Origin of the sequence: Campylobacter sp. JMF_15 NE4 (genome assembly GCF_027737645.1) — a bacterium.
In the GTDB taxonomy this organism is placed as follows: Bacteria; Campylobacterota; Campylobacteria; order Campylobacterales; family Campylobacteraceae; genus Campylobacter_B.
Genome location: NZ_JAOVTY010000002.1, coordinates 145014 through 159706, shown reverse-complemented (window position 1 = coordinate 159706; position 14693 = coordinate 145014). Strand labels below are relative to the sequence as shown.

The following is a 14693-nucleotide window of genomic DNA, read 5'->3' as shown; positions in this document are numbered from 1 at the left end:
TTTTATGATTTATAAAATCTTACTTTGCGTTTTAAATAAGCTTTTTCATAAAAATTTAAGAAAAAAGATAAAAAATGTCAATATAAATTTTGCCCCTGTTTTTTAGTTTTTTTTAAATGGATAAAGGGTAGAATTGAAAGGTTATTTTTAAATTTTTGGGGATAAATTTTGAAAACACAAAAAATCAACCTCCTTTTAATCGGCATAACTCTTGGCGCACTGATTTATTTTTTTATTTGGGGTTTTGGATTTATAGGAAATGCTAATAAACTGATCTTCGTAATCTCCGTATTTTTGGGCGTTTTCATGGCGTTTAACATCGGCGGAAACGATGTGGCAAATAGCTTTGGCACAAGCGTGGGAAGCGGGACACTGACTATCACGCAGGCTCTTTGTATCGCGGCTGTATTTGAAGCAAGTGGCGCAATCATCGCTGGTGGCGAGGTTACGGCGTCGATTAGAAGCGGGATTATTGATTTTGGTGGCTCTCACATACACCCGAGTGATTTTATTTATATTATGATGAGTGCGCTTTTTGCGGCTGGGGCGTGGCTACTTTTCGCTAGCAAGCACGGACTTCCAGTTTCGACCACACACGCGATTGTAGGCGGAATTGTGGGTTCTGGCGTAACGCTTGGATTTTTGATGAATAATCCTGAAATTTCAGCCCTAGGCTTAGTGCAATGGGGCAAAATCGGCAAAATCGCCAGCTCATGGGTGCTCTCGCCACTTCTTGGGGGGCTGATTTCGTATGGGGTGTTTTGGCTGATTAAGCACTATATTTTGGATTATAACAAATACGCGCAAATTCGCATTGACCGCATAAAACGCGAAAAAAAGGCACTTCGCAAACTACACAAAAAAACTTTTGAAACGCTCGATGATATCCAAAAAATCGCCTACGCAGAGGCTGTCAATCACGATATCTACGCTATGAAAGACCCTGATTTCGATCCGAGCGAGCTAGATAGCGATTATTATAAAAAAATTGTAAATTTGGATAGGAAAAAAGAGGGCTTAAAATCGCATAGAGCGCTAGAATTTGGAATTCCAGCCGTGGCAGGGATTGGCGCGTTTGTAATCTCATCAATGCTGATTTTTAAAGGACTTCAAAATTTAGACTTAGGATTGAGCGATATTCACAACTACCTAATTATCGGCATGGTTACGGTGGTAACTTGGCTTTTGATGTTTATTTTCGCCAAGACTTTGCGCAGGTCAGATCTGCATAAATCGACATTTTTGATGTTTAGCTGGTTGCAGGTCTTAACAGCGTGCGGATTTGCCTTTTCGCACGGTTCGAACGATATCGCAAACGCCGTAGGGCCGTTTGCTGCGATACTTGATACGCTTGCGAGTGGTTCGATTAACGGCGATAGCCCTGTGCCGCCGCAAATCATGGTAATGTTCGCCGTGGCGCTTATCGTGGGGCTTTGGTTTGTAGGAAAAGAGGTAATCGCCACCGTGGGGACGAATCTGACCGAGATACACCCTGCCTCTGGTTTTAGCGCAGAGCTAGCCAGCGCAATCGTAGTCATGGTAGCCTCCGTGCTAGGGCTTCCGATTTCATCGACGCATGTGCTAATCGGCGCGATTTTGGGAATCGGCGTGGTCAATGGCAACACAAACTGGTCTTTGATGAAACCAATAGGGCTAGCGTGGATTATCACACTTCCTGCCTCATCGCTTTTAGCCGCGGTGATGTTTATAGTTTTAAGGCATGTGATTTAAGATTTGCATTTATCGCAATGGCGCATGATTTGTCATTGCGAGGCGACGCAGTCGCCGTGACAATCTACGAGCAAAAACCACCAAAACGCTAAACTCTCTGTCATTGCGAGAATTTGCGTAGCAAATTCGAAGCAATCCAGAAAATTCAAATTAAAAATTCAACCTAAATTTAGCATTGAACGATTTTTTTTTAAAATTTAGGCAAAATTTTGCTTTTCTCGTAAGGGGGAAGGGGGCTTGAATTGCGAGGTCGCGCCCCTTCCCCCTTACAATCCCCCAACCCCCGACGACGCTTTACAAGGTGGCTAAATTTAGAAAAACGGAGTTTTTCTAAATTTAGCTGATTTTATTTTACGGAAATGCTTCGCATTTCTCGCAATGACAAATTGCGCGTAAATTTTGCCAAATTTGTCATTGCGAGAAGCGACGCGACGAAGCAATCCAGTAAAATTTCATCGAGTTTAAATTTTAAAATTTTTCAAATTTAAAATTTCGGCGCAGTATTATTGGAGTAAAATTTTAAAATTCAATGGTAATTTACTGGATTGCTTCGGCGTTATCACGCCTCGCAATGACACGGAATTTGCACACTTAAAATTTTACACTCATAGCTTGCGCCACATTTTTTACAATGACAGATTTGATGCTAAATTTAGCCGTTTTTACCCAAAAATTCTAAAATTTCTCTCTCTAAAATTTCGCTTGGGGCGTGTATTTTGCCCTCAAACTGCGATTTGTTAAATGTGCGCTGGCGTTTGGCGAGCTGGCGCGTGTGTATTGTGATGAGTTCCTCGCAACTAGCCCTTGAAATCTCGCCCCGCAAATACTCCCCACACTCCTTCAAACCCACGCAGGATAGGGATTTGCACTCATATCCATATCGCTCAAACAAAAATTTCGCCTCATCTAAAATTCCCGCTTCAAACATTTTTTTGGTTCGAAGCGCAATTCGCTCGTTGATTTCGTCCTTTTCGCGCAAAATTTCAAAAATTTTGAGATTTTTTATCACAGGCTGGGCAGTATTTTTGCGCAAAAATTCGCTTGGAATTTCCTTTGTAGCGACATAAATGCTATACCATTTGCGCAGTCTAAATGTATCAAATGCGCTAAATTTGGCGCAAAACTTACTATCAATTTTTTGCGCAAGCGCGAAAATTTCGCTATTTTGCGGGAAAATTTGAGCGTCTTGGATTTTGGGTGCAAGGCCTGAGAGCATGGATTTTAGGTAAAATCCGCTTCCGCCTGTGATGATGAGTGGAATTTGCGATTGCGTGGCGAATTCGCGCGCTTTTTCGTATTCTTTGATAAACTCGCCCACGCTAAAATATTCGTTTGGTTCTATTAAATTTATCCCAAAATACGGCACCTGCGCTAGCTCGTCTTTGCTAGGTTTTGCGCTAGCGATGTCGATTAGCTTATAGACACAAAGTGCGTCGAGGCTTAAAATCACAGCGCCTGTTTTTAGGGCGATTTTGTGCGCTAAATCCGTCTTTCCGCTGGCTGTCGTGCCGATGAGTGCAAGTTGTAAAATTTCGCTCAAATTTTGCCTTTAATTAAATTTTGGGGCTAATTTTAGCAAATTTAAGATAGAAAAATTTAATTATAAATAGATTTTTTGCCAAATTTTTGCTAAAATACCGCCCGAAATAAGGGAATTTATGGAAAAATTTAAACAAATTTTAAAAGATATCAACGAATTAATAGTTTTCAAACACTCGGTTTTTGCCCTGCCGTTTATTTTCGTGGCGATGATAACAGCCTCAAAGGCGCAAAACGGCTCAATGTGGTTTGGCTTTGGACTTTTTGTTTTGGGTATTTTGTGCGCTGTGAGTGCTAGAAGCTTCGCAATGGCCGTAAATCGCTATTTGGACGAAGAAATCGACCGAAACAACCCTCGTTGCGCTTCAAGACCTAGTGTCGATGGGCGCATAGGGCGTAAAAATATGCTAGCTTTCATCGCGCTAAATGCCGTGATTTTCGTGGTTGTAGCCTATTTTATCAATAGCCTTGCCTTTGGGCTTAGCGTGCCGATTTTGCTCGCGCTTGGCTCGTATTCGTATTTCAAGCGATTTAGCGAAACTGCGCATTTAATGCTAGGTCTTTGCCTAGGCCTTGCGCCGATTGCTGGAAATATCGCAGTAACAGGCGCGATTTCGATTTGGTCTGTGGTGCTGTGTCTGGGCGTGGTGTTTTGGGTAGGGGGATTTGATGTGCTCTACTCGCTCCAAGATATGGAGTATGACAGGCAAAATGGGCTATTTAGCATACCGTCGCGTTATGGCAAAGAGGCTTCGATGTTTATTTCGAAGCTTTTTCACGCAATTTGTGTGATTTTTTGGTTTTTATACTGTGCGCTGGCAAATTTAGGCACATTTGCCTATATCGGCGTGGCTGTGTGTGCGCTGATTTTATACAAAGAACATAAAATCGTCGAAAAAGATTTTAGCAAAATCGATAGAGCGTTTTTTACTTTAAACGGATATTTGGGTATTATATTCTTTATATTTGTTTGGATAAGTTTGTTTTAAGGAGATAAAGTGGATCTAAATATGCTTATTATTTTGGGACTTTGTGTAGTTATAGTTTTGATTTTAATCGTTATGTTTATCAAGGACAAACAGACAGATAAAAAATTCGAACGCTTCGATCAGGTCATCACCGATAGCATGCAAGAAAACTATATGTTAAAGAAAAAGCTCGAAGAGCTTCACGCTATGGTTGAAAATGGAGGCAATGGCGTAGCCAGCCTAGATATCAACGCAGTTGCTGATGTTATCGATGAGGTGATAGAGCAAAGACTAAGCGGGGTTTCAGCTTTGGTCGATACTAGGGTCGAGGCGCAAATCCGCCCGCTTTTAGAGCAGTTAAAAGAGCTACTTGTAAGCGTGAAAAAATAAACCAATCAATATAAAAATAAAATTTTGCAAAAAGAATTTTATTTATATATAATCGCTGAAATTTAGAAATTTAAGGTTTATAATGCTAATCGACAAATTTGGTAGAAATATTAATTATTTGCGAATTTCAGTTACTCAAAAGTGCAATTTCAGGTGCCGTTACTGCATGCCAAACACCCCATTTGAGTGGGTGCCTAGGGAAAATCTTCTAAGCTTTGAGGAGATGTTTAGCTTCGTTAAGGTTGCAATTGATAAAGGCATAGAAAAGATCCGTATCACAGGCGGCGAGCCACTAATCAGGCGCGATATCGCAAAATTTGTCAAAATGATAAGCGATTATGCGCCAAGTATTGATTTAGCCCTTACCACAAACGGATATTATCTCAAAAATTATGCCAAAGATTTAGCGGACGCTGGGCTAAAACGCATAAATATGTCGCTTGACTCACTTCGCCCAGAGCGCGCCAAATATATCGCTCAAAAGGGCGTTTTATACAATGTCTTAGAAGGGCTTGAAGCAGCGCTGGAAGTGGGGCTGAAAGTCAAATTAAACACCGTCGTTTTGCGCGGGATTAACGATGATGAAATTTGCCATTTAATCGAATTTGCCAGAGAAAAAGGGGTGCAAATTCGTTTCATAGAGTTTATGGAAAATACTCACGCGCAAAATTTAAAGGGTGTGAAATCAAATGAAATTTTAAAAATTATCGGTGAAAAATACCAAATTTCACCGCTTCAAAAGCAAGCCACTTCCCCAGCTTCACTTTATGCGTTAGATGACGGCTACACTTTTGGCATAATTGATCCGCACAAACACGATTTTTGCGCTAGTTGTAATAGGCTAAGACTTAGCGCAGAGGGGCATTTGATACCGTGTTTGTATTTCGAGGACGCCCTAAGCATAAAAGAGGCTGTGCGCGCCGGCGACATCGCAAAAGCTAGCGAAATTTTAGCCCAAGTCTTAGAAAACAAACCAGAAAAAAATCGCTGGGAAATCGGCGCTCAAAACGAAATTTCAAGCCGCGCATTTTACCAAACCGGTGGTTGAGATTGCGCCTAGTAGAGAGCTTTTTAAGTATCCAAGGCGAGGGCAAATACTCAGGCAGACTTGCGCTGTTTATGCGCTTTGCGGGGTGCAATCTAAAATGCGCTGGATTTGGCGTGAGCGCTCGATCCCCTAAAACTGGCGAAATTTTGGTTGGGTGCGATACGATTCGCGCGGTGCAGACGGGGCATTTTGAGAGTGAAGAAGTAGTTTCGGCACAGTATTTGATAGGAAAAATTTCTAGCGAAATTTTAAATGCAAATTCACAAAAGCCCATAATCGTCATCACCGGCGGAGAGCCACTTTTGCACCACAAAAACGAAATTTTTATCGAATTTATCCAAAATTTACAAAGGTTAAATTTCGAGGTGCATTTCGAAACAAACGGCACGATTTTAATTGATTTTGAAAAATTTGCGTTTTACAAAGATTGCGTTTTTGCTATTTCGCCAAAACTCTCAAATTCGCTTGAACTGCGCGAAAAACGGCTAAATTTCGAGGCTTTAAAAGCGATTAAAAAAAATGCAAAAGATAGCTTTTATAAATTTGTAATTTCGCCTGAATTTGACGCCAAAGCTGAAATTTGCGAAATTTTAGCAGAGTGTGATAACGAGGTTTTTTGTATGCCCCTTGGCGCAAACAAGGCGGAGTTGGAGCAAAACGCAGAATTTGTCGCTAAATTTTGCATAAAAAATGGTTATAATTACTCCGATAGAGCGCATATTAGAATTTGGAACGATAAGGAAAGTGTATGATAATCAGAAAAATGTATGAGTTCGAAAACGCCCATATAGTGCGCTTTTGCGGGTCGCAAAGGTGCAGGCAGAGTATCCATGGGCACTCGTATAAATGCGAGGTTTTGCTTAGCTCGAATTACCTTGATAATGCTGGCATGGTCTATGATTTTGGCTATATGAAGCTTGGGATTAGGGATTTAATCGATAGTTTCGACCATGCTACGACGATATTTTCTGGCGAGAGCGACGAATACAAAAACGATTTGAAAAAATACAGCGCGCGCTGGATAGAGATTCCGCAAAATGCGAGTGCGGAGCAGTTTGCGAGAATATTTTTTATCTTAATTCGCAGACTTTTAGAACTAAGCGAAATGAAAAACGGCGAGCGCGAAGTAAGGCTTCATAGCGTCATCGTGCATGAGACCTCCACGGGCTATGCGCAGTGCTTCGAAGAAGACGCTGATAACGAAAATATGGGCAAAATTGAGCTAGAAGAGATTAAATTTTCCCCAGGCGTAATGGCTGAGTGGAGAGATAAAAAAATGTTTGAAAAGCTCGTAAATGGTGTGAAATTTAGCTACGAAAAGGATTGCTAATGAGAGCGAAAATTTTGGGTATTTTTGCGGTTTTAGCACTTTTTACGGGGTGCAAAGAGGAGGAAGAAAAGGTGCTAGAAAAGCCGCCTGTATCTAGCGAGGTGCCTAGTGATGTGAGCATCGCAAACCCTGACCCGCTCCCGCAAATCAACCCGCAACTCCCGCCAGAACCAGTGGTAGAGTAATGGAGTATATGTTTGCTAGCGCGCTAGGCTTTCATAAATTTTTCGCCTTTGTCTTTGGCGCGCTTACGATTATTTATTTTGCTCTAACGCGCCTTAAAATCGATAAAAACATTAAATTTTACACTTTAAATTCAGCTGTGAAAAACGGCGTCGTGAAATTTCCTGCTTTGCGAAATTTAAGGGGGATAAAAGCGCGCAAAAAGCTTTTTAATGGGCGAAAATATTTAGCTAGAATTCGCAAATTTTTGCCCGTGTATTACGCTGTTTTGGCGGCGATTGTAACAACTGGGGCTGTAATGTTGCCAGTAATGGCTAGCGTGAGCGTGAGTGTGGGGCTAATGTGCGTGGGCGCAGTGTGCATAATGGGGCTGTGCGCGGTGGGATACAAACGCCTTAAACGCGCATTTTTGGGGCAAAAATTTGAAATTTACCGTGCGCAAATAGCTAAAATTTTGGGCGCAATTTTTGCGATAATTTTGATAGTGAGTTTTATATAATGGTATTTTTTTATGACAAAAACGCAGGAAGCGAAATTTTGGAAATTTCGGGCGAAAATTTTTCACATTTGCGCGCTAGACGCCTTAGCGTGGGCGATAGAGTGGATTTTAGAAATTTGCGCGATGAAAGCAACTATATCTATGAAATCACTGAAATTTCGCGCAAAACCGCGATAGCGAATTTGGTTTTTAAAAACTCCGTTATCTCTCCAAAGCACGAATTTTGCCTTGCTTGGGCGGTGGTCGAGCCAAGCGTGATCGAAAAAACGCTTCCTAGCCTAAATGAAATGGGCGTGGCAAAAATCATTTTTGTTTATAGCGATTTTTCGCAAAAAAATGTTAGGCTGGATTTGGAGCGCATGGGGCGAATTTTGATAAATTCGTCGTGTCAGTGCGGGCGAAATTCTATCATAGAGCTTGAAATTTTAGCTAGCTCGGACGAGCTTTTGGTTAAATATCCAAATTCGGTTTTGATTGATTTTGAGGGCAAAAGTTTGGAGATTTTTGATAAAAATGAAATTCCTTTTATAGGTCCCGAGGGTGGATTTTCCGAAAACGAACGCAAAAAATTTAGCAAATCTTACGAGCTAAATTTACCATATATTTTGCGCTCAAACACCGCGATAATGACTGCTTGCGCAAGGCTTATTTTCTAAAAAAGTCAAATTTGATTTTTTAAAAATTTTATTGTATAATCGCAACCTTTTAAAATTTGCAAGGAGTTAAAATGAAAAAAGATATTCACCCAAATTATGTTGAAACAACCGTAACTTGCGCTTGTGGCAACACTTTTAAAACACGCTCAAACAAAGAAGAAATCCGTGTAGATATCTGCTCAAACTGCCACCCATTTTTCACAGGTAGCGAAAAAATCGTAGATAGCGCGGGTCGTGTTGAGAAATTCAAACAAAAATATGGAATGAAATAATTGCTTTATTTCGTTCCTACGCCGATAGGAAATCTCGCTGACATTTCAACCCATGCCCTTGAAATACTCACCAAATGCGAGATTTTTATCTGCGAGGACACAAGATTTAGTAAAAAACTTCTAAACTTACTTAGCGAAAAATATCAGATAAATTTCACTCCAAAAGAGTTTTATTCGCTTCACACGCACAACGAAAGCGAATTTTTCGCCAAATTTGACACCTCAAATTTCACCAAAAAAAATTGTGCATTTTTAAGCGACGCTGGCATGCCTTGCATTAGCGATCCAGGGATTGCGCTTGTGAAATTTGCCCAAAATAACAGCATCGAATACGAAATTTTAAGTGGGGCAAACGCGCTTTTGCTAGCAGTCGCGGCTAGTGGGATAGTGGAAAAGGAATTTTGCTTTTTAGGCTTTTTGCCAAATACCGGCAAAGAGCGCAAAATCGCCATAGAAAACATGCTTAAAAACCCCTATCCATGCGTGATTTACGAATCGCCAAAGCGGATTTTAAGCCTTGTTTGCGGTATCGAAAATTTAGACGAAAATCGCCAAATTTTCGCCATAAAAGAGGCGAGTAAAAAGTTTGAAACCAAATTTTTTGGCAGCGCAAAAGAACTAGCCCTCACTCTAAAAACCGCGAATTTAAACGGCGAGTGGGCTGTGGTGGTAGCTGGTGCAAAAGAGGCAAATTTCGAAAAAATCAGCGAAAACGACATCAAAAGCCTTGAAATTTCGCCCAAAATCAAGGCAAAATTGCTTGCCAAAATCACCGGAAAATCTGTCAAAGAAATCTACAACGATTTGATAAAATAAGGCATCTCTTAACCATTTTTTGCTAAAATCGCAAAATGATTATTTACGGAAAACAATTATTTTTACATATTTTAGAACACCATAGCGAAAAATTTGTTCGCATTATGCTTGCCAAGGAGTGCGAGAGCGATATTTTTCGCCGGATTGCGCGCACTGGCGTCAAAGTCGAGCGCGTAGATAGCAAAAAAGCCCAAGCTTTGGCGCATGGTGGCAATCATCAAGGTTTTTTAGCCGAGGTTAGCGAGTTTGAATTCGCTGAGTTTGCGAGTGCGAAAAACGATGAATTTTTGGTCGTTTTATACGGGCTGACCGATGTAGGAAACATCGGCGCGATTATGCGCACGGCTTACGCTTTGGGCGCAAATAGCGTGATAATTGTCGCAAATAATCTAAATATCGAAGGCATTTTAAGGGCTAGTTCGGGCGCAGCCTATGAGCTAAATGTAGTTAGGCTCGCTGATGGGCTAGGTGCATTAAACGAGCTAAAACAATCTGGGTTTGAAATCTGCGCCGCTAGTGCGGACGGAGAGAATTTCAAAGAGCTTAAATTTGCCAAAAAAAGGGCGCTTGTCATGGGAAATGAGGGTTTTGGAATCCCTGCAAAAGTGCTTAAAAAATGCGATAAAAAAGTATCGATCAAAATGCGCGAGGGTTGGGATTCACTAAATGTAAGCGCTGCTTTTGCGATACTTTGTGATAGGATTTTAAATGGATGAGAAGGAAAAAAAAGATTTAGATTTAGAGCGTTTGCGAGGCATGGATTTAGGCGAGGTCGCCAATGCAACGCATATCGAAGTGGAAAATTTAAAAGCGATTTTAGATAAAGATTTTCAAAAACTTGCGAATTTTAATGTCGCTGGATATATCAAAATTTTAGAGCGCGAATTTGGGCTGGATTTGAGCGAGTGGTTGAGCGAGTTTAGGGCTGCAAAGGCTAGTTTTGAACCAAACAAAAGAGCCCATGTCGAAAAGGTCTATGCGCGTGCAAGTGGTAGCAAAAGAGAGGGTGGAGGCTGGATAATATGGCTAGTGGCGATATTTTTGATAATCGCTGCGATTTTTTATTTCGAGCTTCATAAGAAATTTAACGAATTTTTAGGCTCCATGCTAAATGAAGAAACTAACGCCACATACTCCGATAATAGCGTGGTTAGCGATACGCAAAAACAGCTAGAAAATGTAGGCATTAAGCCTTATGAATCGCCACGCGCATTGGAATTTAACGCTAGTGCTTATAGCGCCAGCGATTACAACGCAAGTGCGCCAAATGCGCTAGATCGAAGCATACAAATCATCAAAGCAGAGGCTAATGCAAGCGACGCAAACGCAAGCGATAGCAATGCTAGCGATAATAACACAAGCGCGAAATTTAGCCCAAGCGACGAGCTTAAACTCACACCGCATGTTAAAATTTGGCTAGGAATAATAAATTTAACTACTGGCAAAAAACGAGAATTTGTCACAACCGAAAGCTATACGCTAAGTGCGAGCGACGAGCTTTTGATCGCTACTGGGCACGGTATGTTTGATATAGGAAAACCGGGCGATCCAGTGAAATTTAGCGAGAAAAACACAATCAAACTTCACATCAAAAACGGCGAAATAAACAAAATTTCAAACGAAGAGTTTATTCGGCTAAATAAGGGCAAAAAGTGGTAAAAATCGTTTTCGCGCTCGCGTTTTGTTTGGGGTTGGCTTTTTGTGCGAGCCCTAGCGAAATTTTGGCGCGTTACGATATCAACGCAAGTGAAGATTTGAGCGATAAAAACGGCTTTGCTGACCTTGCAAAGATAAGCAAAATTTTAGAAAAAAACCAAATTTTAAATTTCACTCCAAGTGATAGGGCGCGTGGGATTGAGATAAAATTTCTTACAAAGCAAAATTCAAAATTTCTTTTAAAACCGCTAAATTTGGTCTTTGACAGGCTAAATTTAGAGAATTACAAAAATTTAGCTTTTCTAAATTTAGACGAGGGCGAAAAGCTAAGAAGCATACTGTTGCGCACAAACCGTATAATCGATCCAGGCGCGATTTACGCAGAGCTTAAAAAGCATAAAATTTATGTCGAGGATTTTATGATTTTAGGCGATGTAATGCTGTTTCGCCTAAATTTTGAGAGTATGAATTTACTCACAAACAAAGAACAAAACGAGCTAAAAAGTAGCTATTTTATAAATATCGCAAACACCAAAAAAGCAGTTATTAAAACCAAAGGCGCGCAGGTTTGGTATCCAAACATAGCCTTTTATGACAAAAATTTAGACGAAATTTCAAACAAAATCAGTGAGGCAAAAGTAAAAGAGTTGGAGATTAAATTCCCGCCAAATGCGCATTATATGCACCTTTGCGACGCATTTGCTGGGGAAAATATCAAACAAGGCTTAGAAATCAAACTTATAGGAGGATGAGATGTTTGACGAGATTAGATTTGGCAAAATCGAGCGATTGCCTAATTATGTTTTTGCTGAGGTCAATGCGATTAAAATGGCAGCACGCCACAAGGGCGATGATATAATCGACTTTTCTATGGGTAACCCAGACGGCCGCACGCCACAGCATATCATCGACAAGCTTTGCGAAAGCGCGCAAAAGGACAAAACTCACGGATATAGCGTAAGTCAGGGCATTTACAAGCTTCGCTTGGCATGTGCTAACTGGTATAAGCGCAAATACGGCGTCATGCTTGATCCAGATAGCGAAATCGTCGCGACAATGGGCTCGAAAGAGGGTTTTGTGCATTTAACAAGCGCGATAATCAACCCCGGCGATGTGGCCGTAGTCCCAGATCCTGCCTATCCGATCCATACACAAGCCTTCATTATCGCAGGCGGAAATGTGGTGAAAATCCCTTTGCCTTATGATACGCAAACTTTGGAATTTGACGAGAATAAATTTTTCATCGAACTTCAAAAAACATTTGATGAGAGTATTCCTAGACCAAAATATGTCGTGGTAAATTTCCCACACAATCCAACAACCGTAACCGTCGAAAAGAGCTTTTATGAGCGTCTTGTAGCAATGGCAAAAAAAGAGAGATTTTATATCATCAGCGATATCGCTTACGCTGAGATTAGCTTTGATGGATACAAAACTCCAAGTATCTTTGAAGTCGATGGTGCCAAAGATGTCGCAGTCGAGGCATACACGCTATCGAAAACTTACAATATGGCTGGTTGGCGCGTGGGTTTTGTGTGCGGAAACAAACGCCTAGTTGCCGCGCTTAAAAAGATAAAATCGTGGTTTGATTATGGTATGTTTACCCCAGTCCAAGTCGCCGCTACAATCGCGCTTGATGGGCCACAAGAGTGCATTGACGAGATAAGGGCGACTTACCAAAAACGAAGAGATGTCTTGCTAGAAGCCTTTGGCAACGCAGGCTGGGAGATCGCGACCCCACAAGCTAGCATGTTTGCATGGGCGAAACTCCCTCCACAATGCGCTGGATTAAAGAGCATGGAGTTTTCAAAACAGCTTCTAACACAGGCTTGCGTGGCTGTTAGCCCAGGAATTGGCTTTGGAAGTGCGGGAGATGATTATGTGCGAATTGCCTTTATCGAAAACGAAAATAGAATCCGCCAAGCAGCGCGAAATATCAAAAAATATCTTAAAGAGGTCAAATGAGAGTAGCGATTTTAGGCGTCGGAACCGTCGGTAACGAGGTAGCAAACATACTCATCGAAAACGAAAAGCTAATCACTGCGCGCGCTGGGGTTAAAATCGAGCCAGTTATCGGCGTGGTGCGAGATCTAAGCAAAAAACGCACTACCAAAATCCCGCTAAGCGATGATTTAAATTCAGTCATAAACCGCGATGATATCGATGTTTTTGTCGAACTCATGGGCGGGGTCGAAAAGCCTTATGAGATAGTTAGTGAAATTTTAAAACGCAAAAAGGCTGTCGTTACCGCAAATAAGGCACTTTTGGCTTATCATAGATATGAGCTTGAAAATTTAGCCGGCTCCACGCCTTTTGGTTACGAAGCTAGTGTAGCTGGTGGAATTCCGATAATCAAAGCTTTGCGCGAGGGTTTAAGTGCGAATAAAATCGAAAAAATCATCGGTATATTAAACGGCACTAGCAATTATATCCTCACAAATATGATGCAAAAAAACGAAAATTTCGAAGACGCGCTAAAAAAGGCGCAAGAGCTAGGTTACGCTGAGGCTGATCCAACCTTCGATATAGGCGGATTTGACGCAGCACACAAACTGCTAATCTTAGCTAGCATTGCTTATGGGGCGCAGGGTAGGCCTGAGGATATTTTGATTAAAGGTATTGATAGGATTAGCAAAGAAGATATATATTTTGCGCATGAATTTGAGTATGTAATCAAGCTTTTGGCGATTGCAAAGCGCATTGACGAAAGCCGTGTCGAGCTTCGTGTCCATCCAGCCCTAATCCCGCAAAACGCAATGCTTTCTAAGGTCGGTGGGGCGATGAACGGCGTGAGCGTTTTTGGGGATTGTATGAGCGAGAGTATGTTTTATGGCCCAGGAGCTGGTGGTAGGGCTACGGCAAGTGCAGTTATAAGCGATTTAATCGATATCGCTCGCGGTAACAAAAGCCCGATTTTAGGCTATAAAAAAGAGCTTGAAAATGATTTTGTGATTTCGCCTATGAGTGAAATTCGCACGAAGTATTATTTGCGAATTCGTGTCAAAGACGAAAAGGGCGTTTTGGCTAAAATCACAAATATATTAAGCGAAAATAACCTCTCAATTGATAGCTTTTTGCAAAAACCAAAGCAAAAAACCGAAGAGTGCGTGACGCTGTTTTTCACCACTCACACGAGCTTAGAGGCCGATGTCAAGCGCGCTATGGGCGAGCTAGACGCGCAGGAGTTTATCATACAGCGACCATTTATGATTAGAATCGAAGAGTAATGGGGCTAAGAAATTATCTCTTTGGATTTTCTGCCGAGGATAGGGCTGCGCAGTGGTTAGAGGATAACAAATTTAAGATAATTGCACGAAATTTTCACTCGCGATTTGGTGAGATTGATATTATCGCGAGCAAAGATGAAATTTTGCACTTTATCGAGGTTAAGGCGACTAGTGGCGATTACTGCGCTGCTAGCCGTGTAACGCCTGCAAAGATGAGCAAAATTTTAAAGGCGATTGATTATTACATTTTGACAAACGAAATTTGCGATGATTGGCAGATTGATTTAATTGAAATTTATCCGCAACGGATAAATTTTATCAATAATATTTCATTATAACCCAAATTTTTACCTTTCATTAATATTGTAAAACTATAAT

At 41.1% G+C, this 14693-nt stretch carries 18 protein-coding genes; 17 read left to right on the top strand and 1 reads right to left on the bottom strand.

What is annotated here, in order from left to right:
* The first annotated feature begins 168 nt into the window (after positions 1 to 168).
* Entirely contained in the window at positions 169 to 1731 is a 1563-nt protein-coding gene (locus tag OFN98_RS05105) for an inorganic phosphate transporter (RefSeq protein WP_270872113.1), read from the top strand.
* 652 nt (positions 1732 to 2383) lie between these two features.
* Here OFN98_RS05105 and miaA read toward each other — a convergent pair.
* Positions 2384 to 3262, bottom strand: a complete 879-nt coding sequence (miaA, locus tag OFN98_RS05100) for a tRNA (adenosine(37)-N6)-dimethylallyltransferase MiaA (RefSeq protein ID WP_270874477.1) — start codon at positions 3260 to 3262, stop codon at positions 2384 to 2386.
* 127 nt (positions 3263 to 3389) lie between these two features.
* Here miaA and mqnP point away from each other — a divergent pair, with 127 nt between their 5' ends.
* From mqnP to OFN98_RS05020, 16 genes are all read left to right on the top strand, one after another.
* Positions 3390 to 4259, top strand: coding sequence for a menaquinone biosynthesis prenyltransferase MqnP (mqnP, locus tag OFN98_RS05095; RefSeq protein ID WP_270872980.1), 870 nt, complete (start codon positions 3390 to 3392; stop codon positions 4257 to 4259).
* Positions 4260 to 4268: 9 nt separating this feature from the next.
* Positions 4269 to 4628 carry a hypothetical protein gene (locus tag OFN98_RS05090; protein ID WP_270862223.1) on the top strand — a complete coding sequence of 120 codons (360 nt, stop codon included), beginning with the start codon at positions 4269 to 4271 and terminating at the stop codon, positions 4626 to 4628.
* A gap of 82 nt (positions 4629 to 4710) precedes the next feature.
* On the top strand, positions 4711 to 5676 hold the full coding sequence (gene moaA / locus OFN98_RS05085; RefSeq protein ID WP_270865852.1) for a GTP 3',8-cyclase MoaA: 966 nt from the start codon (positions 4711 to 4713) through the stop codon (positions 5674 to 5676).
* A 2-nt stretch (positions 5677 to 5678) separates the two neighbouring features.
* The gene (locus OFN98_RS05080) at positions 5679 to 6428 is read left to right on the top strand and encodes a 7-carboxy-7-deazaguanine synthase QueE (RefSeq protein ID WP_270874476.1); all 750 of its coding nucleotides are present in this window, start codon (positions 5679 to 5681) and stop codon (positions 6426 to 6428) included.
* Positions 6425 to 7006, top strand: a complete 582-nt coding sequence (locus OFN98_RS05075) for a 6-pyruvoyl trahydropterin synthase family protein (protein WP_270862221.1) — start codon at positions 6425 to 6427, stop codon at positions 7004 to 7006. Before OFN98_RS05080 ends, OFN98_RS05075 begins: the two co-directional genes overlap by 4 nt.
* Complete coding sequence (locus tag OFN98_RS05070; RefSeq protein WP_270858431.1) at positions 7006 to 7191, top strand: hypothetical protein; 186 nt, start codon at positions 7006 to 7008, stop codon at positions 7189 to 7191. Before OFN98_RS05075 ends, OFN98_RS05070 begins: the two co-directional genes overlap by 1 nt.
* Positions 7191 to 7688 (top strand): hypothetical protein, encoded by a 498-nt coding sequence (locus OFN98_RS05065; RefSeq protein WP_270874275.1) that lies wholly within the window; start codon positions 7191 to 7193, stop codon positions 7686 to 7688. Before OFN98_RS05070 ends, OFN98_RS05065 begins: the two co-directional genes overlap by 1 nt.
* On the top strand, positions 7688 to 8344 hold the full coding sequence (locus tag OFN98_RS05060; protein WP_270874274.1) for a 16S rRNA (uracil(1498)-N(3))-methyltransferase: 657 nt from the start codon (positions 7688 to 7690) through the stop codon (positions 8342 to 8344). The genes OFN98_RS05065 and OFN98_RS05060 overlap by 1 nt, the downstream gene beginning before the upstream one ends.
* 71 nt (positions 8345 to 8415) lie before the next feature.
* Complete coding sequence (rpmE, locus tag OFN98_RS05055; RefSeq protein ID WP_270858428.1) at positions 8416 to 8616, top strand: 50S ribosomal protein L31; 201 nt, start codon at positions 8416 to 8418, stop codon at positions 8614 to 8616.
* Positions 8617 to 9432 carry a 16S rRNA (cytidine(1402)-2'-O)-methyltransferase gene (gene rsmI / locus OFN98_RS05050; RefSeq protein ID WP_270874273.1) on the top strand — a complete coding sequence of 272 codons (816 nt, stop codon included), beginning with the start codon at positions 8617 to 8619 and terminating at the stop codon, positions 9430 to 9432. It abuts the gene before it with no gap.
* 35 nt (positions 9433 to 9467) lie between these two features.
* Positions 9468 to 10148: a 23S rRNA (guanosine(2251)-2'-O)-methyltransferase RlmB gene (gene rlmB / locus OFN98_RS05045; protein ID WP_270874272.1), complete on the top strand. Its 681-nt coding sequence runs from the start codon at positions 9468 to 9470 to the stop codon at positions 10146 to 10148.
* Positions 10141 to 11091 (top strand): helix-turn-helix domain-containing protein, encoded by a 951-nt coding sequence (locus OFN98_RS05040; RefSeq protein ID WP_270874271.1) that lies wholly within the window; start codon positions 10141 to 10143, stop codon positions 11089 to 11091. The genes rlmB and OFN98_RS05040 overlap by 8 nt, the downstream gene beginning before the upstream one ends.
* A complete protein-coding gene (locus OFN98_RS05035) occupies positions 11085 to 11840 on the top strand; it encodes a hypothetical protein (protein WP_270874270.1) in 756 nt (251 codons plus the stop codon). Before OFN98_RS05040 ends, OFN98_RS05035 begins: the two co-directional genes overlap by 7 nt.
* 1 nt (position 11841) lies before the next feature.
* Positions 11842 to 13053 (top strand): LL-diaminopimelate aminotransferase, encoded by a 1212-nt coding sequence (locus OFN98_RS05030; RefSeq protein ID WP_270862213.1) that lies wholly within the window; start codon positions 11842 to 11844, stop codon positions 13051 to 13053.
* Entirely contained in the window at positions 13050 to 14315 is a 1266-nt protein-coding gene (locus tag OFN98_RS05025) for a homoserine dehydrogenase (protein ID WP_270874269.1), read from the top strand. The genes OFN98_RS05030 and OFN98_RS05025 overlap by 4 nt, the downstream gene beginning before the upstream one ends.
* The gene (locus OFN98_RS05020) at positions 14315 to 14653 is read left to right on the top strand and encodes a YraN family protein (protein WP_270874268.1); all 339 of its coding nucleotides are present in this window, start codon (positions 14315 to 14317) and stop codon (positions 14651 to 14653) included. Before OFN98_RS05025 ends, OFN98_RS05020 begins: the two co-directional genes overlap by 1 nt.
* Positions 14654 to 14693: the final 40 nt, after the last annotated feature.